At 69.3% G+C, this 23,144-nt stretch carries 19 protein-coding genes and 1 pseudogene; 12 read left to right on the top strand and 8 right to left on the bottom strand.

Annotation, left to right across the window (positions count from 1 at the left end):
• Positions 1–52 precede the first annotated feature (52 nt).
• The gene (locus HNR51_RS16810; RefSeq protein ID WP_012455448.1) at positions 53–379 is read left to right on the top strand and encodes a HesB/IscA family protein; all 327 of its coding nucleotides are present in this window, start codon (positions 53–55) and stop codon (positions 377–379) included.
• A 138-nt stretch (positions 380–517) separates the two neighbouring features.
• Positions 518–2,419 carry an aq_1923 C-terminal domain gene (locus tag HNR51_RS16805; protein ID WP_182555688.1) on the top strand — a complete coding sequence of 634 codons (1,902 nt, stop codon included), beginning with the start codon at positions 518–520 and terminating at the stop codon, positions 2,417–2,419.
• 49 nt (positions 2,420–2,468) lie between these two features.
• On the opposite strand, the gene HNR51_RS16800 is transcribed toward HNR51_RS16805, so the two are convergent.
• The 3 genes from HNR51_RS16800 to HNR51_RS16790 all read right to left on the bottom strand — a co-directional run bounded on the left by HNR51_RS16800 (position 2,469) and on the right by HNR51_RS16790 (position 5,231).
• A complete protein-coding gene (locus HNR51_RS16800) occupies positions 2,469–3,887 on the bottom strand; it encodes a septal ring lytic transglycosylase RlpA family protein (protein ID WP_182555687.1) in 1,419 nt (472 codons plus the stop codon).
• 323 nt (positions 3,888–4,210) lie between these two features.
• Complete coding sequence (locus tag HNR51_RS16795) at positions 4,211–4,558, bottom strand: ribbon-helix-helix domain-containing protein (RefSeq protein WP_012455445.1); 348 nt, start codon at positions 4,556–4,558, stop codon at positions 4,211–4,213.
• A complete protein-coding gene (locus HNR51_RS16790; RefSeq protein WP_012455444.1) occupies positions 4,542–5,231 on the bottom strand; it encodes a division plane positioning ATPase MipZ in 690 nt (229 codons plus the stop codon). Before HNR51_RS16790 ends, HNR51_RS16795 begins: the two co-directional genes overlap by 17 nt.
• Positions 5,232–5,588: 357 nt before the next feature.
• On the opposite strand from HNR51_RS16790, the gene HNR51_RS16785 reads away from it, so the two are divergent.
• The gene (locus HNR51_RS16785) at positions 5,589–6,155 is read left to right on the top strand and encodes a hypothetical protein (protein ID WP_182555686.1); all 567 of its coding nucleotides are present in this window, start codon (positions 5,589–5,591) and stop codon (positions 6,153–6,155) included.
• Positions 6,156–6,166: 11 nt separating this feature from the next.
• Here HNR51_RS16785 and HNR51_RS16780 read toward each other — a convergent pair whose 3' ends face one another.
• From HNR51_RS16780 to HNR51_RS16760, 5 genes are all read right to left on the bottom strand, one after another.
• Positions 6,167–7,501, bottom strand: coding sequence for a COG3904 family protein (locus HNR51_RS16780; protein ID WP_182555685.1), 1,335 nt, complete (start codon positions 7,499–7,501; stop codon positions 6,167–6,169).
• 222 nt (positions 7,502–7,723) lie between these two features.
• Positions 7,724–8,482: a precorrin-6A synthase (deacetylating) gene (cobF, locus tag HNR51_RS16775; protein WP_012455441.1), complete on the bottom strand. Its 759-nt coding sequence runs from the start codon at positions 8,480–8,482 to the stop codon at positions 7,724–7,726.
• Positions 8,483–9,016: 534 nt separating this feature from the next.
• On the bottom strand, positions 9,017–9,820 hold the full coding sequence (locus tag HNR51_RS16770; protein ID WP_182555684.1) for an invasion associated locus B family protein: 804 nt from the start codon (positions 9,818–9,820) through the stop codon (positions 9,017–9,019).
• A gap of 449 nt (positions 9,821–10,269) precedes the next feature.
• Positions 10,270–11,175, bottom strand: coding sequence for a response regulator transcription factor (locus HNR51_RS16765; RefSeq protein WP_012455439.1), 906 nt, complete (start codon positions 11,173–11,175; stop codon positions 10,270–10,272).
• The gene (locus HNR51_RS16760) at positions 11,168–14,392 is read right to left on the bottom strand and encodes a hybrid sensor histidine kinase/response regulator (RefSeq protein ID WP_182555957.1); all 3,225 of its coding nucleotides are present in this window, start codon (positions 14,390–14,392) and stop codon (positions 11,168–11,170) included. The genes HNR51_RS16765 and HNR51_RS16760 overlap by 8 nt, the downstream gene beginning before the upstream one ends.
• A 473-nt stretch (positions 14,393–14,865) precedes the next feature.
• Between HNR51_RS16760 and urtA the strand changes: the two genes are divergently transcribed.
• The 9 genes and pseudogenes from urtA to HNR51_RS16715 form a co-directional block, all read left to right on the top strand.
• The gene (urtA, locus tag HNR51_RS16755) at positions 14,866–16,134 is read left to right on the top strand and encodes an urea ABC transporter substrate-binding protein (RefSeq protein WP_012455437.1); all 1,269 of its coding nucleotides are present in this window, start codon (positions 14,866–14,868) and stop codon (positions 16,132–16,134) included.
• 108 nt (positions 16,135–16,242) lie between these two features.
• The gene (urtB, locus tag HNR51_RS16750) at positions 16,243–17,169 is read left to right on the top strand and encodes an urea ABC transporter permease subunit UrtB (protein WP_012455436.1); all 927 of its coding nucleotides are present in this window, start codon (positions 16,243–16,245) and stop codon (positions 17,167–17,169) included.
• A 13-nt stretch (positions 17,170–17,182) separates the two neighbouring features.
• Positions 17,183–18,364, top strand: coding sequence for an urea ABC transporter permease subunit UrtC (urtC, locus tag HNR51_RS16745; protein ID WP_012455435.1), 1,182 nt, complete (start codon positions 17,183–17,185; stop codon positions 18,362–18,364).
• 10 nt (positions 18,365–18,374) lie between these two features.
• Positions 18,375–19,163 carry an urea ABC transporter ATP-binding protein UrtD gene (urtD, locus tag HNR51_RS16740; RefSeq protein ID WP_012455434.1) on the top strand — a complete coding sequence of 263 codons (789 nt, stop codon included), beginning with the start codon at positions 18,375–18,377 and terminating at the stop codon, positions 19,161–19,163.
• A 76-nt stretch (positions 19,164–19,239) separates the two neighbouring features.
• Positions 19,240–19,929, top strand: coding sequence for an urea ABC transporter ATP-binding subunit UrtE (gene urtE, locus HNR51_RS16735; RefSeq protein ID WP_141954920.1), 690 nt, complete (start codon positions 19,240–19,242; stop codon positions 19,927–19,929).
• A gap of 11 nt (positions 19,930–19,940) precedes the next feature.
• A complete protein-coding gene (locus HNR51_RS16730; protein ID WP_182555683.1) occupies positions 19,941–20,957 on the top strand; it encodes an alpha/beta fold hydrolase in 1,017 nt (338 codons plus the stop codon).
• A gap of 167 nt (positions 20,958–21,124) precedes the next feature.
• Positions 21,125–22,354, top strand: coding sequence for a formamidase (fmdA, locus tag HNR51_RS16725; protein WP_012455431.1), 1,230 nt, complete (start codon positions 21,125–21,127; stop codon positions 22,352–22,354).
• A gap of 2 nt (positions 22,355–22,356) precedes the next feature.
• Positions 22,357–22,674, top strand: a complete 318-nt coding sequence (locus HNR51_RS16720; RefSeq protein WP_152277755.1) for an FmdB family zinc ribbon protein — start codon at positions 22,357–22,359, stop codon at positions 22,672–22,674.
• Positions 22,675–22,839: 165 nt separating this feature from the next.
• Positions 22,840–23,144, top strand: a pseudogene (locus tag HNR51_RS16715) (carbohydrate porin); the annotation flags it as partial.

Below are 23,144 nucleotides of genomic sequence, written 5' to 3'. Positions count from 1 at the left end.
CGCGGACGCACAGGCTTCACGACACCGGTTCGAGAAACGGGGCCGTACCACGATGGCCGACATCACCCTCACTCCCCGCGCCGCCAAGCGCATCAACGAGATCATGGGCTCCGAGCCCCCCGGCTCGTCGCTTCGCATCAGCGTCAACGGCGGCGGCTGCTCGGGTTTCTCCTATGCCTTCGACATCACGAGCGCCCGCGAGGGCGACGACATCGTGATCGAGCGCGACGGCGCCACCGTGCTCGTCGATCCGGTCTCGCTCGAATATATGGGCGGTGCGACCATCGATTTCGTGAACGATCTGATCGGTCAGTCCTTCAAGATCGAGAACCCGCTGGCGACGGCCTCCTGCGGCTGCGGCACCTCCTTCGCGATCTGAGGCGCCGCCGGCGAAATCCGGGGGCGATGCGTCCGCCTCCGTGGCGCGGGAGCAATTGCCACGCCTGTGGAAAACCGGCAGGGATGGAGCCTCACGGCCCATCTCCGATCTCCCGCCAGCCTGCGATCCGATCCAGCCATGACGTCATCGACGCGCCGTCCCGTTCTCCTGCGGGCACTGCTCGCCTCGGCCTGCGCGGTGGCGCTGCTGGCCGGGCCCGCGCCGTCGGCGCCGGCCGCCGCCCAGGAGGCGGCCTCCGCGGTCCAGGATCTCGTCCTCGACAATGTGAGCCTCGCCTTCGGCGACACCCTCGTCACCGCGCCGAAGGTCACGGTGAGCGGCACGCGGCTCTCCCGCGACGACCTGCTCGCGATCCTCAAGTCCGAGTCCAAGGACGCGAAGGACGCATCGAAGGATTCTTGGCCGGCCCGGCTCCAGCGCCTCGATGCCGGCAGCCTCACCATGCCGGAATTGCGTGTCGAGCGCCGCGACGGCGAGAAGCGGCAGGTCGTGACCTATCGCGACGTGGCGGCGCGCACGATCCGCGCAGGGCGGATCAGCGAGCTCACCGCCGCCGGCGCGACGCTCTCCGTCGAGGGCGCGCCGCAGGCGGGCCGCGGCAGCTACGGCCGGATCCGTGCGGAGGAGGTCGATCTCACCGCCCTGGCCCGCCTCTACAGCGAGGCCGGAAGCGCCACCACGCCGTTCCTACGCCTCTACGCGTCGCTTGCTGTCGAGGCGATCGCCTTCATCGACGAACGCGGCACGACGGTGTCGATCGCCCGTCTCACAGGGCGCGACCTCGCCGGACGCCAGACGCCGGCCACTTGGCGCGGGGCGGTGGAGGCGCTGGGCGACGGCGGCCTCGCCGAGGATGACCGGGCCAAGCGCGCCCGTGCCGCGGGCCTGCTCGCCGACCTCGCCGAGGCGGTCTCGGTCGGCAGCCTGGAGGCGACGGACCTGAACGTGAAGGAGGTGAAGGGCGAGGACCCGCTCTCCTTCAGCATCGGCCGCATGAGCTATGCCGGCGGGACGGAGGCCGCGATCAAGCTGGCCGATGTCGGTTTCGGGGCCAAGGAGGCGCAGGGCAAGGTCGGACGCCTCACGCTCACCGGCTTCTCCCTGGAACCGACCATCACCGCCCTGCGCCGCCTCGCCAAGGCGCCGGCGCCCGCCGACGCGAATCCCAGCAGGGGCGCCGCACCGGCCCAGGACCCGCAGGAGGCGGAGCTGCGCCGCCTGACGCCGGTCATCGGCACGCTGACCCTGTCCGATCTCGGGCTCGATCTCGCCCAGGCGGCGGTGGCGCCGGGGCCGGTCGCCTCCGGCGATCCGCTCAAGGCGCCGAAGCCGGTCGCGCTCCCGCCGCTCCATATCGGCCTGCGCGGCGCCAGCATGAGCTTCGGGCCGCCGAAGGACGGCGTGCCGACCGAGAGCCGCTTCAGCCTGACCGGCCTCACCATGCCGGCCTCCGCCGTCGAGGGCGTGCCGGGCCTCGGTTCGCTGGGCCTCTTCGGCTACCGCGACCTCGATCTCGATGCCACGGCCGACACCGCCTGGAGCGAGGACAAGCGCGAGCTGAGCTTCAAGGAGCTGTCGCTCTCGGGCAAGGATATGGGCCGCCTCCATCTCAACGCGACCCTCGGCGGCATCGGCCCCGAGGTGTTCGACCCGGACGCGGCGGTCTCGGGTTTCGCCATGCTCTCGGCCACGGCCAAGGCGCTCGACCTGACGCTTGAGAACGGCGGCCTGTTCGAGCGCTTCATCGACGCCCAGGCGAAGGTGCTGAGCCTCAAGCCCGACGAACTGCGCAAGGAATACGTCACCGCGAGCGTGATCGGCGTGCCGGTGATCCTCGGCAACTCGGCCGCCGCCAAGGCGATCGGCGCGGCGATGGGCAAGTTCGTGGCCAAGCCCGGCATCCTCTCGATCAGCGCCAAGGCGAAGAGCGGCGAGGGTCTCGGCATGGTCGATGTCAGCACGGCCCCGACCCCGGCGGCGGTCCTCGACAAGCTCGATGTGAGCGCCAAGGCGGATTAGACGCCTTCGCCCTCCCCCTCGCCGCTACCCCGCCTCGGTCGAGGCGGGGTCAGTTCGCCGCCGCCACCTGCGAGCGCTTCGACTTGGCGCCGGATGCGGCGGGGGTCTGGGCGGCGGTCTTGGTCACTGCCTTGGTCGCGGCCTTGGCGCCCGGCTTCGCGGCGGTCCCGGCCGGCGCGGCGCCGGCGAGCTTGGCGATCGCCTGTTTCGAGGTCGGGGGCAACGCCGCCATGCGGTGCGCCGGTTCGGCCGCCGCTGTCTTCACGGCGGGCTTGGCAGGGTTCTTGGTGGCGACGTGCTGGAGCGGCGCCGCCTTCATCGGCACGGCTTGGGCCGTGCGGACCGATACGGACGCACCCTTCACCGGAGCGGCGACGAGGCGCGACGGCGTGATCGGGGCGGGAGCCTCCTTGGACCGGCCGTGCGCCGGCTGAGCGGCGCGTCCGGTCTCGGCCACCATGCGGCGCGGCTCGGACAGGCCAGGCTTGGCGGGAGTCGCTTTCGCCGGAGCGGCGGCGAGCGCCACCGGGTTCGGGCGGAACGGGGCGGCGCGGGCGGCGGTCGGCTGCAGCGCCGCCGGCACTGCGACGGCGGCGCTCGCCAGCACGACCGGAGCCGGCCGGGCCGGACGCGCGGCGGGCGCGGTCTCCGGCGCGTCGTCGTCGCGCTCACCCGCCGGGCGGAAGGCGAGCGCGCGGGAGGCGCGTTCGAGACGCTCCGGGGCGGGATCGGGTTCGGAGGGGCCGAGATCGGCCATCATGACCGGCGCCCGCCCGATCACGGCGGGGCTGCCGTCGGTGCGCAGGGTCGCGAGCAGCTTGCGGTCGTCGCTGCCGGCGATCGAGGCCTTGCCGGCATACTCGACCCGCACCCGCGCCGTACCCTTGCGGTGGAACTCGAGGGCGCGGGCCGCCTCCTCGGACACGTCCATGAGGCGTCCGGCATGGTAGGGCCCGCGGTCGTTGACCCGCAGGATCATCGAGTGGCCGTTGTCGAGGTTGGTCACCCGGACATAGCTCGGCAGCGGCAGGGTGGGATGGGCCGCGGCGATGGAATGGCGGTCGAAGATCTCGCCGTTAGCCGTGACGCGGCCGTGGAAGGCGCTACCGTACCAGGAGGCGAGGCCCTCGCGCACGTAGCCGCGGGCATCCTCGCGGGGCACGTAGGTCTTGCCCGCCACCACGTAGGGCTTGCCCGAGAAGCGCCGGCCGCCGCCCTTCGGGATCACGTCGCCCTCGTTGTAGAGGCGGCGGCTCGCCTTCACGCCGTATTTCGGATCGACCTCGTTGCCGGAGGACGCGCCGCCCGCGAACTTGGCCGGGTTGTTGGCACAGTTGGCGGTGGTCAGCGCCACCGCGCAGACCGCCAGGAGCTGCAGGGCCGGCCGCAGGACCGGCGCCGCGACGCGCGCCGGATCCTCCGGGGTCTTCCCGCCCCGCGCCAAATCCCGTGGCATGACATGGGTCATGTCGCCCGCCCGCTCCCCGCCTACGCCACAGGCTCCCTCAGGGCCGCGGAAAGCTGGGCCTCAGGGATCACGCTACGCTCACGGCCGAACACATCCGGCCGTCCCCAGAGGATCGTCCGGACGCGGTAAAGGAAGGCTGAACAGCGGCCCCGGCGGCGCAGGAAAGCGGACCGATCGCACGAGCAACGGCGCGCAGGTCCCTGATGCGGCGGACGAAACGGTCCGAAACGTCGCGCCCGCATCCGTGGGGAGGGCCCGGAGGCGCCCGGCGGACGGGATCGGCAATCCGGCCGGCCACACCCGCGGGACGCCTGCCGGTCCGGTCAGCGCGCGTTCTCGCCCAGCACCTGCTCGATGGAGCGGGCGCCGCGCTGCTTGAACAGCAGGTCGAGCGCCTCGAGCATGAGGGCGTGCATCTTGGTGCGCTCGGCATAGGCGAGATCCCGGAGTTGGTCGTAGACCGGCGGCTCCAGATAGACCGACATCTGCTTGGCCCGCTCCTTCAGGGTCGCGGCCCGGGGAGCCGGCGCCGAAACGTCGAGCCGGACAATCTCCGCGCCCGTGGGCGGGTTGGCCCGCGCGGCCGAACGGGCGCCGCCCTTGCGCGCCCCGCCGGCCGGACCGGCGGAGGCGACGATCGAGGCGAGGTCGAGTTTAGGCGGCCTTGACATGCTTCCTCGTGTCCTTGGCCGTCTCCGCGGCCGCTCCCTTGCGGATGCGCTGTCCCGTCGCCTGCATCCGGCGCTCGATCCAGCTCCACAGCCGGCGCACTTCGCCCGCGGCCTGACCCTTCGGATTGAACTCGGTGACGCCCTGGCCGACGCCGATGGCGTCCTGATGGTCGTTGCGCGCCACGATGTTGACGTCCGGCAGGATGCCGAGCACGGCGAGTCCGTCGGCGGCGTCACGGATGCGGTAGGAGCGCGGCGGGGTCTGGTTGAGGACGAAGGCGAACTTCTTCTCGAGGCGATAGATGGCGGCGAGCGTCGGCTTGAAGGCGCGCAGGTCGGCGGGCGTCGGCCGGCAGGGGATGATGCACAGGTCCGCCGCGCGGATCGCCGAAAGGGTGCCGTTGGAATCGATGCCCGGCGTGTCGATGAACACGTAGTCGTAGGAGGACTCGGCCAGCCGCTCCATCACGAGGTCGATCTGCGTGGCGTCGATCTGCGCCACTTCGGGGCTTTCGGCCACGCGGTGATCGAGCCAGTCGGTGATCGTGGCCTGCCGATCCATTTCAAGGATGCAGACCGTATGCCCGGCCTCCTGCGCGGCCACCGCGAGCGAGATGCACAGGGTGCTCTTGCCGCTGCCTCCCTTCTGCGTGACGAACGTGATCGCTTTCATGCCGGCCACCCCCACCGTTTTCGGTTTTATCGGGCGGTCCGGTCCTGTGATGCCGGGATGCCCAGATCCCGGATTTCGCGCAACATGGTTAACCGGCCGTTAAGGGCGCCGTCCCTACCGGTCGCTGATGTGACCTGAGGTTGGAATTGAGTTCGCCCGCTACCTGAGCGCTTTACGCACCGGACCAACCTCTGTTAATCTAACCTCAAGCTGATTCAGCGAAGCGAATTTACCTCAAATTGCGCGATGCGTCTCCGGCGCGGCGACCGGAGCGGTGCCGTTCGGTGAGCCCGAGCTTCGTGAGCGCGCCCCGGGCCGCGGATTCGTGCGTCCGGAGAAAGCCTGCCGGTACCCGAGATGACGGCTTTCCAACCTGACCTTTCTTCCGCCCTTGCCGGATCGGCCTGCCTCGGTGCCTGGGCCCACGATCCGGCGTCCGACCGGATCGCCCTGTCGCCGGTCCTCGCCCGATTGCTTGCCGTGCCGTCTGAGGCGGCCACCGGCACCTCCCTGACGCTGGCGCTGGCGGCGGTGGAGGCCGAGGACGCCGTCCGGGTCGCTGGCGTGCTGCGGGCGGCCGGGGAGGACGGCCGCCCGTTCGAGGCCGAGTTCCGCACACGGCCCGGCCCGGACGGCGCCCGCTGGCTGCGCCTGATGGGGCGCTGCGGCCGCGATCCCGCCACCGGTGCGGTCACGACGCAGGGCCTCGCCTTCGACCTGACGGAGGGACGCCGCCCCGTCGGCTCGGACGCGCAGCAGGCGCAGCGGCAGGTCAACCGCCTCGCCGACCATGCCGCCGCGATGAAGGGGCTGGTGGCCGGCCTGCGCAACCCGCCACTGGCCCGCCTCGTCGATGAGGTGGCCGTCGAGGTCGGCCACGAACTCGCCCGCCATCTGCGCGGCGGCGGGCGGCAGGTGCATTGAGGGGCGCCGGCTTATCGCGGCTGCGCGGAAGCTTCGAGCGCCGGACGTACCTGTGCCGGCGCGGCCGGGAAGAGCAGCGGGCGCAGGGCCTGCGCCGCCTCGGCTGCGGGGCGGGCCAGAGCGGCCGTGAAAGCTTTGCGCAGGGCCGAGCAGCCGCGCCCGCGGAAGGGGGGTGACGCCGCGGCCGTTGTAAGATCGGGCCGATCCGGGTCCCCATCCCCGACACCTTGCGGCGCGGGCGGTGCCTCCGTACTCCTCAATCCGAGGGCTCGCGCCAGGAGAGTGCGGCCCTGCGCCCGCTGCGCTGCGTCGAGCCGTGGCCGCGTCAGTACGGCGCCTGCCCCCGCCCTCGCCGCCGCGCAGACCTGCAGCCGGTCCGGACTCGGGCGCTGCATCGCCCGCAGGATCATCCGGCCGAGATCGACCAGCACGCCGGGATCGGCCTGCGCGAGGCTCCGTGCAACCGCATGAGCGGCCATCCCGCGGATGCCGGCGAAGGCGTCCCCCTCCGGGCGGCCCCGGCGGTAGCCGTCGAGATACCACGCGGCGATCGGCGCGACCGTGCCCGGCACGCCCGCCTCCACCGCATCGAGCAGCGGCACGTCGTGCAGGATCACCGCACGGGCCCGCTCCGCGTCGGCGCCGTCGTCGAGGGTGGAATCGGGGAAGCGGTCGGCCTCGACGATGCCGGTGGCGACGCCGGCCCTCACCAGGGTCTCGGCCTCGGGGATCATCAGATCGTCCGGCCGGATCGCGAGGGCGGCCTCGACGAAATCGGCGCTCACGCCCGCGGCGAGGTAGGCGGCCCGCTCGGGCGCACTGTCGACCGCGATCTCGGCGCCCGACGGATCGGTCTCGTAGGGGGCGTGGAAGCCGAGCCGCGCCTCCGCCAGAACCCAGCGCTCGCGCCCGCGCACGAACGCCAAGGTGCAGGCGGAGACGCAGTAATCCGGCACGTAGGTGACGAGGCCGTGCGCCGCGATCAGCGCGCCGATGGCTGCGCCCTCGTCGACCAGGCCCCCCTCGCTGGTGAGATGGATGCGCTCGACCCCGCGATGGGCCGCGAGCAGCCGTGCGAGCCGCTCGGCGGCGCCCTCGGTCAGTTCGCCGGACAGGCGCAGATCGCGCCCCCCGGGGCCGAGGACGATCCGGGTCGGGGGGGCCTCCGGGGCCGCCGCGAGGGGGGCGCTGTGGGTCGAGAGGCCGCTGCCGACCGGATCGATCGCCCCGCGCGGGCTCGCCGGCCGGTCTGGCCCGGCGAACAGGATCCCCGCCGTCAGCGCGACGGCCAGTCCGATCGACGCGCAGGCAACACCGCGCACGGCCCGCCGCGAGCCAGCCGCCATATCTCGCCCCCACAGGATGGTTCGGGTGTTCGTTCGACCCGGAAATGTCCATCGCGAGGGCGGCGAAGCAAGGCCTCTGCCAGGGCGAAAAAACGGCCGGAGACGGCTCTTGTCGCCGCAGCCGGGAGCCGCGGAAGAATCGGCCTCAGGCGGCGCCTATCGTGGCGGGAGGCTTCCCTACCTCGACATTATGCCGCAGTGCGAAGACCGGCGGGCGCGGCCTCAGGCGGCCGGCCTGAGCAGCAGATAGATGTCCATGATCCAGCCGTGGCGCGCGCGCGCCTCCGCACGCACACGGCGGATCTCCTCGGCCACGTCGCCGAGCCGGCCGGCGACGAGACATTCGTCCGGCGTGCCGAGATAGGCACCCCAGTAGATCGTCAGTGCCGGGTCGAGCCCCTCGAAGCGCGGATCGCCGTCGAGCATCACCACCGTGGCGCCCGGCTCCTCGCCCAGCCCGTCGCGCAGCCTTCGCCCGGTGGTGATCCGCACCGGCTCGCCGATCGCGTGCAGCGGAATGCGGTGGGCGGCGGCGAGCGCCTGCACCGAGGTGATGCCGGGAATGACGTCGTGGGTGAAGCTGATGCGGCCGCGGGCGAGCACCCGGTCGAGGATGCGCAGGGTGCTGTCGTAGAGCGATGGATCGCCCCAGACGAGGAAGGCGCCGCGCTCGTCCTCGCGCAGATGCTCGGCGATCAGGCCCTCGTAGAGGGCCGCGCGGGCGGCGTGCCAATCGTCCACCGCCACGCCGTAATCCGCTGGCCGGCGGTCGCGCTCGGGGTCGGCGGCCTCAATGAAGCGGTAGGGCCGCCCCTCGATGTAGCGGTCGCAGATCTGCCGGCGCAGGCCGAGCAGGCCGGCCTTGGCCTCCCCCTTGTCGAGGGCGAAGACCGCGTCGGTCGCCTCGAGCGCCCGGATGCCCTGAACGGTCAGGTGCTCAGGGTTGCCCGTTCCGATGCCGATGACGTGGATGTGTCGCAAGGTTCACGCTTCCGGCCGGGCCCGATCCCGGCGACATCCCCGCGGAGGGGAGAGATAGAAGCGGCTTCTTAACGGATCCGGGCCATAAGGGGAGCATCCGGATCGGATGGGGCCTCGAACAGGCCGGGGGCTTCAGCCCACCAGCGCCGTGAGGCAGGTGCCGAACAGGGTGACGAAGGTCATCGTCGCCATGAACTTGATGTCTTCGATGCGCTGGCTCATCGCCTGAACTCCGTTGCGGCTCCTTCGCGGCCGCCTCGATCCGTTAAATAACCCCTAACCTTGTGCAGCGGGATTGCGCGGTGCGTTTCGTCACCATTGCTACCGCTATCCCGAAGGCGGGTCGGCGAAACATCGTTAACGACAACTTGGCGATTGACTGTTGCCGTCCCACTGATCTGGGACATGCTGAACGCCGTGCCCCGGACATGGTTGCACGCAGCGTCCGCGCCCTCTGCGCCGTGGCCCAAAGGAAAGCCCCGCCGTGGCGAGCACGGCGGGGCTTTCCTCTCAAAGATCGTTTGCGCGGGCGGCTTACTTCGGCGCGGCGCTGGCGGCCGGAGCAGCCGGGGCGGGAGCGGCACCGGCCGAGCCCTGCTGCTCCAGCTTCTTGCGCATTTCCTCGCTGCGCTTCTCCATCTCGGCCTGAAGCTTCTTCTGCTGCTCCTCGAGCACCTTCGGGTCGATGGCCGGGCCGTCGAAGGCCTTGCCGAAGCCGGCGAGCGGCACCGCGAACACCACCTCGCGCTGGGTCTGGTTCTGAACCCGGACGTTGAGCGTGGTGCCCTTCTTGAAGCCGTTCAGCAGCTCGTTCGAGACGCCGCCGGCCTCGGCGAAGCAGCCGTTGGGGAAGCAGACGGCGAACTTGCCGCCGGTCACTTCCTTGCCGTCGACGTCGAAGCGCATGCCGGGGGCCAGCATCAGGCCGAGCGGCAGCAGGAAGCGGACGACCTTCACCTCCTGCTTCGTGGAAGCGTTCTTCATGTCGTAGAGCGCGACCGCGAGCACCGGCTGGCCGGAATCCGAGACGAAGTCGCGGGTGGTGTAGCAGACGTCGGTGCCCGAGCCCTGATCCTTGCCGCAGACCTTGGTCCAGTCGGCCTGGCTCGGCTCGGACTTCACGTTGATGAGCTGCGGGCCGTTGGCCTGAGCCTGCTGCTGGGCGGGCGCGGCCGGCTGGGCCTGCGCGGGCGCGGGGGTCGGCGCCGGGGCGGCCGGCTTCTTCTGAGCGAGCGCGGTTCCGCCCAGGCCGGCACCCAGGCCCGCCATGGCGAGGATCGCGGCCACGCGCAGCGCGCGCGCGGAAGGCTTGGCCATGGAAGACTTGGCAAGGAACATCGGCGTTATGACCCCTTCAACGGATGGCGCGTAAAAACGTGACGCGGTGCTCACTCGGGCCGCCGTAGCCCCGCGGGATGGCAGGCCCGGCCGGTCGGTCCGAGGCGCGGCCCTCCTGGCGCGGTGCACCGGATCGCCGTGCGCGGCCTCGGGCGCAGCACGATTGCAGAACGATTCCTGCCCGAACGAGACGGCGGCCTGCTTCCCCGTGGAATGCGGCGAAGGCATGACGCCTGCGCCGTACACCCCTGCGCCTTCCGCCTCAAGTCACGGACTGCGCTCGCGGATCGCACAGGCGGCTGTTTTGTCGGCCGCACCTCTCGCGCATCCGTCTCCGGGTCTCGCCGGGCCACCGGGAAATCGATCGACCGGGGCAGGTCGACCGGGTTTTGTGGGGCGCAGGCGGCGCTGAGCGGAGGCGGTCGTTCGCTTGCCGCTGAAAGAGCCGTTCAGTCCAGATCGCGCAGGTGCCGCGCCGCCACCGCCGAGGCCGCGGTGCGGTTCTCGACGCCGAGCTTGGCGTAGATGCCCTCCAGGTGCTTCGTCACCGTGCGGGGGCTCAAGCCCAGGATCTCGCCGATGTCGCGGCTCGATTTGCCGCGGGAAAGCCAGAGCAGCACTTCCGCCTCGCGGCCGGTGATCGGCAGGCGCTCGCGCAGCCGCTCCAGGCCGGCGGCGGTGGGATCGCCGGAGAGGCGCAGAAGGATCTCGGGGCCGGTGCGCCCGATGAAGCTGAGCGAATGGGCGCGGCCTTGCCCGTCGGTGAGCGCCAGGGGGGCCGTGCCATGGCCGCTCAGGCAGCGTTGCAGCCACTCGCGCCCGCTCGGCGGCAAGGCGAGCGGCTCTGAACTGCCGAGCGCGGCGAGCACCTGTGCGGCCTGCGGCGTGCACCACAGGACCGAACCGGCGGCATCGACCGCGAACAGGGTGCGCCCGGCGGTGTCGAGGGCGGCCCGCGCGCTCTGCGCGGAGCGGGCATTGGCCAGATGGACGCGGATGCGGGCCAGGATCTCGTCGGGGGCGATCGGCTTGGTGACGTAGTCGATCCCGCCCGCCTCCAGCCCCTTCACGATGTGCTCGGTCTCGGACAGCCCGGTCATGAAGATGACGGGCACGTGGGCGAGCCGGCCCTTGGCCTTGAGGCGGCGGCAGGTCTCGAACCCGTCCATGCCCGGCATCACCGCGTCGAGCAGGATGATGTCGGGGGTGATCTCCTCGACGAGGTCGAGGGCGAGGTCGCCGCCCACCGCCACCAGCACCGTGGCCCCGGAGCGCTCGATCGCCTCGGTGAGGAAGCTCAGGGTATCGGGGGAATCATCGACGACGAGGACGATGTCGCGCTGCGCCTCAGGCATCGCGGGCAAGCCCCTCCAGCACGCCGACGTAGCGGCGCATGTCGTAGGCCGTCACGAGGCCGCGCATCCGGGCGACGAAGGCCGGCGGCACGGCGGCGTCGCTCTCCAACTCGTTCAGCTTCGCCTCGATGCCGCGGACATGGCCGATGCGGCCGAGACGCAGCAATGCGGCGATATGCTCGGCCGGCACCGTCTCCCCACCCCCGGCCGCCCCGTTCGCAGGCTCCGTCCGGTGCTCGGGCCGCAGGATCGGGCGCAGCGCCGCGGGCGATGCGGGCAGCGGGCGGGCTGTGCCGAGCAGCCCCGTGATCCTCTCCAGGAAATCCTGCATGTCGAACGGTTTGGCGATGATGTCGTCGTGCGGCGCATCGGCGCCGCGGGTCGGGCTGATTTCGTGGACATTGGCCGACATCATCGCGATGCGAGCGGTGAAGCCGGTCTCACGCAACGTCCTTGCCACCTCCCAGCCGGTCATGCCCGGCATGGCGATGTCGAGCAGGATCAGGGCCGGCTCGCGCGCCCGCGCCAGGGTGAGACAGGCCGGGCCATCCGGCGCCTCGGCGACGGTGAAGCCGAGGGGCTCCAGAATCTCGCGCATCAGCGCGCGGTGAGCCGCATCGTCGTCGGCGACGAGGACGAGGCGGCCGGGCTCCGCCAGGGCGGGGCGCGCCGCCGCCGGGGCCGGCATCGCGGCGGGCGCCGGGCGGTTCACCGAGGCCAGCATCAGCCGCACCCGGAAGCTGGTCCCCTGCCCGACCCGGCTCTCGACGGTGATCTCGCCGCCCATCACCTGCGCCAGCAGACCCGCGATGGTGAGCCCGAGCCCGGTCCCCGGCGCCGCGCGGGCGGCGGGCATCGAGCCGCGCTCGAACGGCTCGAAGATCCGGCCGAGATCGGCCTCCGGGATGCCGAGGCCCGTGTCGCGGATCGTGAAAACCGCGACCTGCCCGCGATAGGTCATCTCCAGGGCGACCTCGCCCTCGGCCGTGAACTTGATCGCGTTGGAGAGAAGGTTGAGCAGGATCTGGCGCAGCCGCTTCTCGTCGGTCGCCACCACGGCCGGCAGGATCTCGGGCCGGGTGAAGCGGAAGGTCAGACCCGCGCCCTCCGCCTGGAGGCGGACCATGTCGACGATCTGGGCCAGGAAGTCGGCGAGCCGGATCTCGTTGCGGTGGGTCTGGAGGCGGCCTGCCTCCATGCGCGAGATGTCGAGCAGCCCGTCGATCAGGCCGGAGAGGTGCTGGGCGCTGCGGCGGATCACCCGGATGCCGTTGCGGCGCGGTTCCGGAATGCTGGGATCGCCCTCCAGCAACTGCGCGTAGCCGAGCACGGCGTTGAGCGGCGTGCGCAGTTCGTGGCTGATGCCGACGACGTAGCGGCTTTTCGCGAGGTTGGCGGCCTCCGCCGTCTCCTTGGCCTGCTGCAGCTTGGCGTCGGTGACCTTGTGGGCGGCGATCTCCGCCTCGTAGAGGGCGGTCTGGCGGGCGGTCTCCTCCTGCGCCACGCGGCGGCTCTCCTGCGCCAGCACGAACAGCCACGCGACCACGCCGAGGATGACGATCAGGATGAAGAACAGGCTGGTGAGCGCCGCGCGCAGGGTCTCGCCGTGCTCGGGATGCGCGGCGGCGGCGCCGGCATGGACGATGACGAAGATCAGCCCGATCACCGTGATCAGGGTCAGCATCAGCGCGAGGTAGCGGCCCAGCGGCGCGCCGATCCAGGCGGCGATGCGGGCGGGCAGGACGCGGGCGAGCGTCTCGCCGGCTTGGGCTTCGAGCCGTCCATGCGGCTTGCACAGGTCGCCGCAGCGGGCGTCGAGGGAGCAGCAGAGCGAGCAGATCGGCCCGGAATAGGCCGGGCACTGCGCCATGTCCTCGGCCTCGAACGGGTGCTCGCAGACGCGGCAGGAGATCTCCGGCCGGTCCCAGGCGGTCTGCGGCGTGCGGGCGAGGTAGCGCTTGCCGCCGGTCGCGAAGGCGATGGCAGGCGCCGCGGCGAAGGCGGTGGCGAGCGCCAGGATCGGCGCGAAGGGCTGGAGCGCATCGCCGCACAGGCCGACATGGATCAGGCCGCCGGCGAGGAGCGAGAGCACCATCGCCCCCGTGCCCACCGGGTTGATGGCGTAGAGATGCGCGCGCTTGAACTCGATGCCCGGCGGCGACAGGCCGAGCGGCTTGTTGACCGCGAGGTCGGCGGCGAGCGCGCCGACCCAGGCCGAGACCACGCAGGCATAGAGCGGCAGGGTGCTCTCGATGGTCTTGTCGATGCCGAGCTCCATCAGCAGGAGCGCGATGGCGACGTTGAACACGAGCCAGACCACCCGCCCCGGATGGCTGTGGGTGAGGCGCGAGAAGAAGTTCGACCACGCGATCGAGCCGGCATAGGCGTTGGTCACGTTGATCTTGAGCTGGGAGATCACCACGAACAGGCCGGTGAGCGCCACGGCGAGGCCGGGCGAGCCCGAGACGTAGCTGAAGGCGACGGCGTACATCTGCGTCGGCTCGGCGGCGTGCTCCGGCGAGACGCCGTGGCCGAGTGCCAGCACCGTGAGGAAGGCGCCGAGCAGGATCTTCAGCATCCCCGGCACGATCCAGCCGGCGCCGGCCGAGAGCACCCCGGTCCACCAGCGCCAATCGCCCTTGCCTTGAGGGGAATGTTGGGGCGGCGGCATGAACCGCAGGAAGTCGACCTGCTCGCCGACCTGGGCCAGCAGCGCCAGAAGGATGCCGGAGGCGAGCCCGAACAGGCGCAGGTCGAAGCCCGCGCCGGCCGCCTCCAGGCCGGGATAGCCGGTGAAGGCCTCGAACGGCACCGGCCCCGAGAACCAGATGCAGACGAGCGGCAGCAGGTTGAGGCCGATCCAGAGCGGCTGCGTCCAGAGCTGGAAGCGGCTGATCAGGCGGATGCCGTAGACCACCAGCGGGATCACCGCCCCCGCGCTGACGATGTAGCCGATCCACAGCGGCAGGCCGAAGCAGAGCTGCAGCGCCAGGGCCATGATCGCCGCTTCGATGGCGAAGAACAGGAAGGTGAAGCCGGCATAGATCAGCGAGGTGATGGTCGAGCCGAGATAGCCGAAGCCCGCCCCGCGGGTGAGGAGGTCGATATCGACCCCGTAGCGGGCGGCGTAGATCGTGATCGGGGTCGCCGTGGCGAAGATGATGAGCCCGACGACGAGCACCGCCGCGAAGGTGTTGGTGAAGCCGGTGGCGAGCACCAGGGTGCCGCCGATCGCCTCCAGCGCCAGGAACGAGAGCGAGCCGAGCGCCGTCTGCGCGATGCGGAAGGGCGACCAGCGCCGCGCCGACTTGGCGGTGAAGCGCAGGGCGTAGTCTTCCAGCGTCTCGTCCGCCACGAAGCGGTTGTAGTCGCGACGGATCGGGATGATGGACCGGGCGCTCAGGGGGCCGTCCTCACAATGGGCGGTTCGCCGCCCGCCCGCCAATGGGCCGGCCGCGTGTCCGTCACGGTGCCGACACCGTACGGTGTCCGGACCGCGCCGCAGGAGACTTCCCTAACGCCTCGCGCTCACGGAATCGAGAGTGGCAGGCTACGGCCCGGGATGCCCGGCGGACATACGCAAAACAGCGTATAGGGTGCATCGCACAATCAAGCCTAGCCTTCACCCCGTTCGAGCAGGGCCGCCGACCGGCAGAGCCGCGCCGACGCGAGATCAGGGGTAGAGGCACGATGGCGGACGATAAGGGCAAGGATCGCGAAAAGGGTCTGGACTCGGCCCTGCGGCGCAAGCTTCTGATGGGCCTCGCGGGCCTGCCCGCCCTGGCGATGATGCCGCGGGGGGCGTTCGCCGCCGCGCCGACCTCGGCCGTCAACACGACCGGGCTCGCCGTGACCGATACCGAGGTCACGGTCGGCATCCTGCACTCGGCCACCGGCACGATGGCGATCTCCGAGACCGGCTCGATCCAGGCGGAGAAGCTCGCCATCGCCCAGATCAACGAGATGGGCGGCGTGCTCGGCCGCAAGATCAAGATCATCCAGGAGGACGGCGCCTCCGACTGGCCGACCTTCGCCGAGAAGGCCAAGAAGCTCCTCGTCAACGACCATTGCGCCGCGGTGATGGGCTGCTGGACCTCCGCCTCGCGGAAAGCCGCGCTGCCGGTCTTCGAGCAGTATAACGGCCTGCTCTACTACCCGACCTTCTACGAGGGCCTGGAGCAGTCCAAGAACGTGATCTACACCGGCCAGGAGGCGACGCAGCAGATCCTCGCTTCCCTCGACTGGGTGGCGAAGGAGAAGGGCGCGAAGTCGTTCTTCATGGTCGGCTCGGACTACATCTGGCCGCGCACCTCGAACAAGATCGCCCGCAAGCACATCGAGAACGTGCTCAAGGGCACCGTCGCCGGCGAGGAATACTTCCCGCTCGGCCACACGCAGTTCAACTCGGTCATCAACAAGATCAAGCTCAAGAAGCCCGACGTGATCTTCGCCGACGTCGTCGGCGGCTCCAACGTCGCCTTCTACAAGCAGCTCAAGGCAGCCGGCATCGACCTCTCGAAGCAGACCCTGCTGACGATCTCGGTCACCGAGGACGAGATCGACGGCATCGGCGGCGACAACATCGCCGGCGCCTATTCCTGCATGAAGTACTTCCAGTCGCTGAAGAACCCGAACAACGAGAAGTTCGTGGCCGCCTTCAAGAAGATGTGGGGCGACAAGACCGTCATCGGCGACGTGACCCAGGCCGCCTATCTCGGCCCGTTCCTGTGGAAGATGGCGGTCGAGAAGGCCGGCTCCTTCGATGTCGACAAGGTGGTCGAGGCCTCCCCCGGCATCGAGTTCAAGGAGGCGCCGGAAGGCTACGTGAAGATTCACCCGAATCATCACCTCTGGTCGAAGACCCGCGTCGCCAAGGCCCTGCCGAACGGCCAGTTCGAGGTGGTCTACGAGAGCCCCGAGCTGATCGAGCCGAACCCCTTCCCGAAGGGCTACCAGTAGTCGCGACCCTCCGGTCCCCTCCCCCGCGGGAGGGGACGCCCGCGAAATGACGGGCGTGGCCCGACACTTGCTGCGCCCTCCCAGAAAAATCCGCCGGGGACACCGATCATGTTCGGCGACTACTCGCTTGCAGACCTCAGCTCGATCTTCGTGATGCAGGGCTTCGCAGGTCTGATCCTGTTTTCCGTCTACGTTCTGATGGCTTTGGGCCTGGCGATCATCTTCGGCCAGATGGGCGTCATCAACATGGCCCACGGCGAGTTCATGATCCTGGGCGCCTACGTCACCTATCTCTGCTCGACCTTCTTCCAGACCTACCTGCCCTCGCTGTTCGGCGGCTACTTCTTCGTCGCCATGGCACTCGCCTTCCTGGCATCGGGGGCGATGGGGATGCTGGTGGAATGGGCCCTGATCCGCCACCTCTACAAGCGCCCGCTTGACACGCTGCTGGCGACCTGGGGTCTCTCGCTGATCCTGCAGCAGGCCTACCGCACGATCTTCGGCCCGCGCGAGGTCGGCGTGGAACTGCCCTCATGGATGATGGGCTCGATCCCCGTTACCGACTCGATCGAGGTGCAGATCAACGGCCTGTTCGTGATCGCGGTCACCACCGTCATCACCCTCGGCGTCGCGGTGCTGATCTATCGCTCCCGCTTCGGCGCGCAGATCCGCGCGGTGATGAGCAACCGTTCGATGGCGGGCGCCGTCGGCATCGACACCGAGAAGGTCGATCGCACCACCTTCGGCCTCGGCTGCGGCATTGCCGGCATCGCCGGCTCGGCCTTCACGATGATCGGTTCGACCGGCCCGACCTCCGGCCAGCTCTACATCGTCGATACCTTCCTGATCGTGGTCTTCGGCGGCGCGGCCAGCCTGCTCGGCACCATCGCCTCGGCCTTCTCGATCTCGCAGACCCAGTCGACCCTCGAATTCTTCCTCTCCGGCTCGATGGCCAAGGTGCTCACCCTCCTCGCAGTGGTGGCGATCCTGATGCTGCGGCCGCAGGGCCTGTTCACCCTCAAGGTCCGTCGCTGAGGAGCGCGCCCCGATGACGAACCCGAAGACAAGTCCGATGCAGTCCCTGTCGAAGGCGGTCACCGTCAACGACAACCCCTTCATGAAGCCGATCGAGTGGGTGAGCCTGCTGCTGCTGGCCGGCGTGATCCTGGTGGTCCTGCCGCTAATGCTCGACGGCTTCCGCCTCAACCTCGTCGGCAAGTACCTCACCTACGCCTTCGTCGCGCTCGGCCTCGTCATCTGCTGGGGCTATGCCGGCATCCTCTCGCTGGGCCAGGGCGTGTTCTTCGGTCTCGGCGGCTACTGCATGGCGATGTACCTGAAGCTCGAGGCTTCGAGCGTCGAGAATACGAAGATCCAGTCGACGCCGGGCATTCCCGACTTCATGGACTGGAACCAGATCACCGCGCTTCCCTGGTTCTGGCAACCCTTCCACTCCCTGCCGCTGACGCTTCTCCTCGTCGTCGCGGTGCCGGTCGCCTTCGCGTTCATCATCTCGGTGGCGATGTTCAAGCGGCGCGTGGGCGGCACCTACTTCGCCATCATCACCCAGGCGATCGCGGCGATCCTGACCATCCTGATCGTCGGCCAGCAGGGCTACACCGGCGGCATCAACGGCATCACCGATCTGCGCACCCTCCACGGCTGGGACATCCGCCAGGATAGCGCGAAGTTCATCCTCTACTTCGTCAATGGCGGGCTCCTCATCGGCTGCATCCTGATGGCGCAGTACGTGAAGAAGTCGAAGCTCGGGCGCATCCTCGTCGCCATGCGCGAGAAGGAGGACCGTGTCCGGTTCTCGGGCTACTCGGTGGCGGGCTTCAAGGTCTTCGCCTTCTGCCTCGCGGCGGCCTTCGCGGCGATCGGCGGCGCGATGTTCACCCTGCAGGTCGGGTTCATGTCGCCCTCCTTCGTCGGCATCGTCCCCTCGGTCGAGATGGTGATCTACACCGCCGTCGGCGGGCGCCTCTCGCTCTTCGGCGCAGTCTGGGGAACGCTGCTGGTCAACTGGGCCAAGACGAGCTTCTCCGAGAGCTTCCCCGACATGTGGCTGTTCGGTCTCGGCGCCCTGTTCATCGCCGTTGTGCTGATCTTCCCCAACGGTCTCGCCGGCATCTGGCGCGAGCACATCGAACCCCGCCTGTTCCGCAAGGCCAAGGGCCTGGCTCCCGCCGCCAGCCCCGCCCTGCCCCACGGCACCCCGGCCGAGTGAGGACACACCCATGAACGCGGCCATCCTCCCCTCTTCGGCTCCCATCGGCACCCCGGCGGACGAGAAGAACTTCCTGCTGGCGGTCGAGGCCCTGACCGTCTCCTTCGACGGGTTCAAGGCGGTCAACGACGTCTCGTTCTACGTCGATCCGGACGAGATCCGGGTCATCATCGGCCCCAACGGTGCGGGCAAGACCACCGTGCTCGACCTGATCTGCGGGCGCACCCGGGCCAGCTCCGGCTCGATCAAGTACAAGGGCCAGGAACTGACCAAGCTCTCCGAGAGCGCGATCGTCCAGGCCGGCGTCGGCCGCAAGTTCCAGACGCCCTCGATCTACGACGACCTGACGGTGTTCGAGAATCTCGAGATCTCGTTCCCTCGCGGACGCTCGGTGTTCGGGGCGCTGACCTTCAAGCGCGACGCCGAAGTGCGCGACCGCATCCACGAGATCGCGCAGACGATCTTCCTCAAGGACCAGCTCGACGAGCGGGCCGAGTTCCTGAGCCACGGCCAGAAGCAATGGCTGGAGATCGGCATGCTGCTGATCCAGGACCCGGAACTGCTGATGCTCGACGAGCCGGTGGCCGGCATGAGCGTCGGCGAGCGCATCAAGACCGCCGAACTCCTCAACCAGATCATCAAGGGCCGCTCGGTGCTCGTGATCGAGCACGACATGAAGTTCGTCGAGGACATCGCCCACCGCGTCACCGTGCTCCACCAGGGCAAGGTTCTGTCGGAAGGGTCGATGGAGCGGGTCAAGAACGATCCGAAGGTCATCGAAGTCTATCTGGGCCATTGAAGGCGTACCGATCATGCTCCAGACCGCCACCGCCTCCTCTTCCATCGTGCCGCCGGTCATGACCGGCGCGCGGCCGATGCTGGCGATCTCCGATCTCCACGCCGCCTACGGCCAGAGCGAGGTTCTGCACGGCATCGACATCAACGTGGCGCCCGGCGAGATCGTCGCCGTGATGGGCCGCAACGGCATGGGCAAGTCGACGCTCATGAAGACGCTGATGGGCATCGTCCCGACGAAGTCGGGCACCATCACCGTGGACGGCACCGACGTCACCACCCTGAAGAGCCATGCCCGCGTGGCGAAGGGGCTGGCCTACGTGCCGCAGGGCCGGATGATCTTTTCCACCATGACGGTGCAGGAGAACATCGAGACGGGCCTGACCGTCACCGGCTCGCGGAAGGTGCCGCAGGACCTCTACACGATGTTCCCGGTGCTGCTGGAGATGAAGGGCCGGCGCGGCGGCAACCTGTCGGGCGGCCAGCAGCAGCAGCTCGCCATCGCCCGGGCGCTCGCCAGCAATCCGAAGGTTCTTCTTCTCGATGAGCCGACCGAGGGTATTCAACCCTCGATTATTCGTGAAATGGGGCGTACGCTGAAGAAGATTCGCGACGAGCGCGGTCTGTCGATCGTCGTCTCGGAGCAGGTGCTGAGCTTCGCCATGGACGTGGCCGACCGGGTTCTCGTGATCGAGAACGGCTCGATCGTCCACGAGAGTCTCCGTGCCGACATCGACGAGGCGCAGGTCGCCCGCTTCCTCTCGGTCTGAGGATCTCCGCGATGGCCGATTACGAGATCTTCGAGCTCGGCGACGTCGTCCTGCAGTCGAAGCAGACGATCCGCGGCGCGCGGCTGGCCTACAAGACCTACGGCACGCTCAACGCGGCACGGGACAACGTCATCGTCTATCCCTGCTGGTATTCCGGCACGCATCTCGAGAACGAGTGGCTGATCGGGCCGGGCAAGGCGCTCGATCCGGACCGGTACTTCATCATCGTGCCGAACATGTTCGGCAACGGGCTGTCGTCCTCGCCGAGCAACACGCCCGCGCCCTTCAACGGGCCGCGCTTTCCCAAGGTGACGGCCTACGACAACGTGGTGCAGCAGCACCGGCTGGTCACGGAAAAGTTCGGCATCGAGCGGATCAAGCTCGTCACCGGCTGGTCGATGGGCGCACTGCAGACCTTCCACTGGGGCGCGATCTTCCCCGACATGGTCGAGCGTATCCTGCCGTTCCAGGGCTCGGCCAAGTGCTCGCGGCACAACTTCGTGTTCCTGGAAGGCGTCAAGGCGGCGCTCCAGGCGGATGCCGCCTTCGCCGACGGGTTCTACGCCGAGCAGCCGCAGAAGGGCCTGCGCGCCGCCGCCCGGGTCTATGCCGGCTGGGGCTTCTCGCAGACCTTCTACCGGGTCGAGGCCGACCTGAAGCAGATGGGCTACGCCTCGCTCGAGGACTTCCTCGTCGGCTTCTGGGAGGGCTGGCTGCTGGAGAAGGACGCCAACAACCTGCTCGCCATGCTCTGGACCTGGCAGAACGGCGACATCTCCGCCAACGACCTTTACGGCGGTGACGTCAAGAAGGCGCTCGGCGCGATCAAGGCCAAGGCCGTCGTGATGCCGGCCTCCACCGACCTGTATTTCCCGCCGGAAGACAGCGCGATCGAGGTCGAGCACATGCCGAATGCGGAGCTGCGGACGGTCGAGACCTATTGGGGCCACTTCGCCGGCGGCCCCGGCACCTCGCCCGACGACATCGCGGTGCTGGATGCGGCGCTGAAGGAGCTGCTCGCGAGCTGAGCCATCGGCGGGGCGCTCCGGCGCCCCGCCCGAACCGATCCGGCGCCGATCCGCGCCGGATGAACGAAGAACGACAACAACGATCCACGGGGGCGGCCGGACTCATGCCGGACACGCAACGGGGACGGCTGCCTGAATTCTGGACAGTACAAGGAGCTGCGAAGGAAATGCCCGAGACCCTGATCAAGGTCGATCTCACGCAGTCGGCCTACGACAACGACATGGTGCACAACCGCTGGCACCCGGACATCCCGATGGTCGCGACCGTGAAGCCCGGCGACGACTTCATCGTCGAGACCTATGACTGGACCGGCGGCTTCATCAAGAACAACGATTCCGCCGACGACGTGCGCGACATCGACCTCTCGATCGTGCACTTCCTCTCCGGCCCGATCGGTGTCGAGGGCGCCGAGCCCGGCGACCTGCTCGTGGTCGATCTGCTCGACATCGGCGCCAAGCCCGAGAGTCAGTGGGGCTTCAACGGCTTCTTCTCGAAGAACAACGGCGGCGGCTTCCTCGACGAGCACTTCCCCCAGGCGCAGAAGTCGATCTGGGATTTCGAGGGCATGTTCACCAAGTCGCGCCACGTGCCCGGCGTGCGCTTCCCCGGCCTGATCCATCCCGGCCTGATCGGCTGCCTGCCCGATCCGAAGATGCTGGAGACCTGGAACACCCGCGAGAAGGCGCTCTACGACACCAATCCGAGCCGCGTGCCGGCGCTGGCCACCCTCCCCTTCGGCCCGACCGCGCATATGGGCCGGCTGAAGGGTGACGCGAAGGAAGCGGCTGCGGCCACCGGGGCCCGCACGGTGCCGGGCCGCGAGCACGGCGGCAATTGCGACATCAAGGATCTGTCGCGCGGCTCGAAGATCTACTTCCCCGTCTACGTGCCGGGCGCCGGCCTCTCCATGGGCGACCTGCACTTCAGCCAGGGCGACGGCGAGATCACCTTCTGCGGCGCCATCGAGATGGCGGGCTGGGTCCACCTCAAGGTCAGCCTGATCAAGGACGGCATGGCCAAGTACGGGATCAAGAACCCGATCTTCAAGCCCTCGCCCGTTACGCCGAAATACGACGATCACCTGATCTTCGAGGGCGTCTCCGTCGACGAGTACGGCAAGCAGCACTACCTCGACGTCACCGTGGCCTATCGCCAAGCCTGCCTCAACGCGATCGAGTACCTCAAGAAGTTCGGCTACTCGGGCGCGCAGGCCTACTCGATCCTCGGCACCGCCCCGGTCCAGGGCCACATCTCCGGCGTTGTCGATATCCCGAACGCCTGCGCCACGCTCTGGATTCCGACCGGGATCTTCGACTTCGACATCAACCCGTCCGCGGCCGGGCCGACGAAGTTCCTGGACGGCTCGATCCAGATGCCGCTCTCGCCGGATCTCTGATCATGCCGGTCTACGATTACGCCTGCGAGAGCTGTGGTCCATTCACGGTCCTGCGTCCGATGGCGCAGTTCAAGGACCCGCATGACTGCCCGGATTGCGGCGGCGAATGCCAGCGCGCCTTCCTCACCGCCCCGCGGATCTCCGGGATGGATGCGGGCCTCAAGGCGGCCCACGCCACCAACGAGCGCAGCCGCCACGAGCCGCGGCGCTCCGGCGGCCACGGGGCCGGCTGCGGCTGCTGCTCGCCGAAGAAGACGGCGGCCGCGCCTGCTGCGGCCAAGAGCTTCCCGAACGCGCGGCCCTGGATGATCAGCCACTGAGCTGACGACCTCTTGCGGCGGACGCGCCCGGCGCGCCCGCCGACACGCTTCCGGAGGAAGCAAACGACTGAAAACCGCTCCGCGAGGGAGCCGCCGGCCGCGCCACGACAAGCGGGATGAACCGTGTGGGACAGGCCGGCGCAGAGGACGGGTTGGGGACTGACGATGCTTGAGCGAATGACACAGACAAGGCCGAGCCGCCGCCGCGGCGTCAGGATCGGCACGGCGAGCGCCCTGCTGGCGGCAGGTCTCACTGCGGCGACGGGCGCTTTGGCGCAGCAGCCCTCGCCGGTGGGGCAGTTCAACGATCAGACGCAGCCGCGCACCGATCCCAACATCGCCGCCAAACCCGCCGATCCCGTCCGCACCGGACCGCTCGCCCCCTGGGCCACCGACATGGCCGCGCGCGGGCTCACCTTCGACATCAACATCTACAACTTCTACCAGGCCAACCCCTCGGCCGGACTGCG

It is taken from the genome of Methylorubrum thiocyanatum (assembly GCA_014138645.1).
Taxonomy (GTDB): Bacteria; Pseudomonadota; Alphaproteobacteria; order Rhizobiales; family Beijerinckiaceae; genus Methylobacterium; species Methylobacterium thiocyanatum.
This window is presented reverse-complemented; position numbering and strand designations above follow the sequence as displayed.

Coding starts and splice junctions, on each gene's coding strand:
- urtD (WP_012455434.1), top strand. CDS start 18,375: ATGAACGCGGCCATCCTCCCCTCTTCGGCTCCCATCGGCACCCCGGCG.
- fmdA (WP_012455431.1), top strand. CDS start 21,125: ATGCCCGAGACCCTGATCAAGGTCGATCTCACGCAGTCGGCCTACGAC.
- HNR51_RS16810 (WP_012455448.1), top strand. CDS start 53: ATGGCCGACATCACCCTCACTCCCCGCGCCGCCAAGCGCATCAACGAG.
- HNR51_RS16795 (WP_012455445.1), bottom strand. CDS start 4,558: ATGTCAAGGCCGCCTAAACTCGACCTCGCCTCGATCGTCGCCTCCGCC.
- HNR51_RS16790 (WP_012455444.1), bottom strand. CDS start 5,231: ATGAAAGCGATCACGTTCGTCACGCAGAAGGGAGGCAGCGGCAAGAGC.
- HNR51_RS16720 (WP_152277755.1), top strand. CDS start 22,357: ATGCCGGTCTACGATTACGCCTGCGAGAGCTGTGGTCCATTCACGGTC.
- urtE (WP_141954920.1), top strand. CDS start 19,240: ATGCTGGCGATCTCCGATCTCCACGCCGCCTACGGCCAGAGCGAGGTT.
- HNR51_RS16785 (WP_182555686.1), top strand. CDS start 5,589: ATGACGGCTTTCCAACCTGACCTTTCTTCCGCCCTTGCCGGATCGGCC.
- HNR51_RS16800 (WP_182555687.1), bottom strand. CDS start 3,887: ATGACCCATGTCATGCCACGGGATTTGGCGCGGGGCGGGAAGACCCCG.
- urtA (WP_012455437.1), top strand. CDS start 14,866: ATGGCGGACGATAAGGGCAAGGATCGCGAAAAGGGTCTGGACTCGGCC.
- HNR51_RS16805 (WP_182555688.1), top strand. CDS start 518: ATGACGTCATCGACGCGCCGTCCCGTTCTCCTGCGGGCACTGCTCGCC.
- HNR51_RS16730 (WP_182555683.1), top strand. CDS start 19,941: ATGGCCGATTACGAGATCTTCGAGCTCGGCGACGTCGTCCTGCAGTCG.
- HNR51_RS16765 (WP_012455439.1), bottom strand. CDS start 11,175: ATGCCTGAGGCGCAGCGCGACATCGTCCTCGTCGTCGATGATTCCCCC.
- HNR51_RS16780 (WP_182555685.1), bottom strand. CDS start 7,501: ATGGCGGCTGGCTCGCGGCGGGCCGTGCGCGGTGTTGCCTGCGCGTCG.
- urtC (WP_012455435.1), top strand. CDS start 17,183: ATGACGAACCCGAAGACAAGTCCGATGCAGTCCCTGTCGAAGGCGGTC.
- urtB (WP_012455436.1), top strand. CDS start 16,243: ATGTTCGGCGACTACTCGCTTGCAGACCTCAGCTCGATCTTCGTGATG.
- HNR51_RS16770 (WP_182555684.1), bottom strand. CDS start 9,820: ATGTTCCTTGCCAAGTCTTCCATGGCCAAGCCTTCCGCGCGCGCGCTG.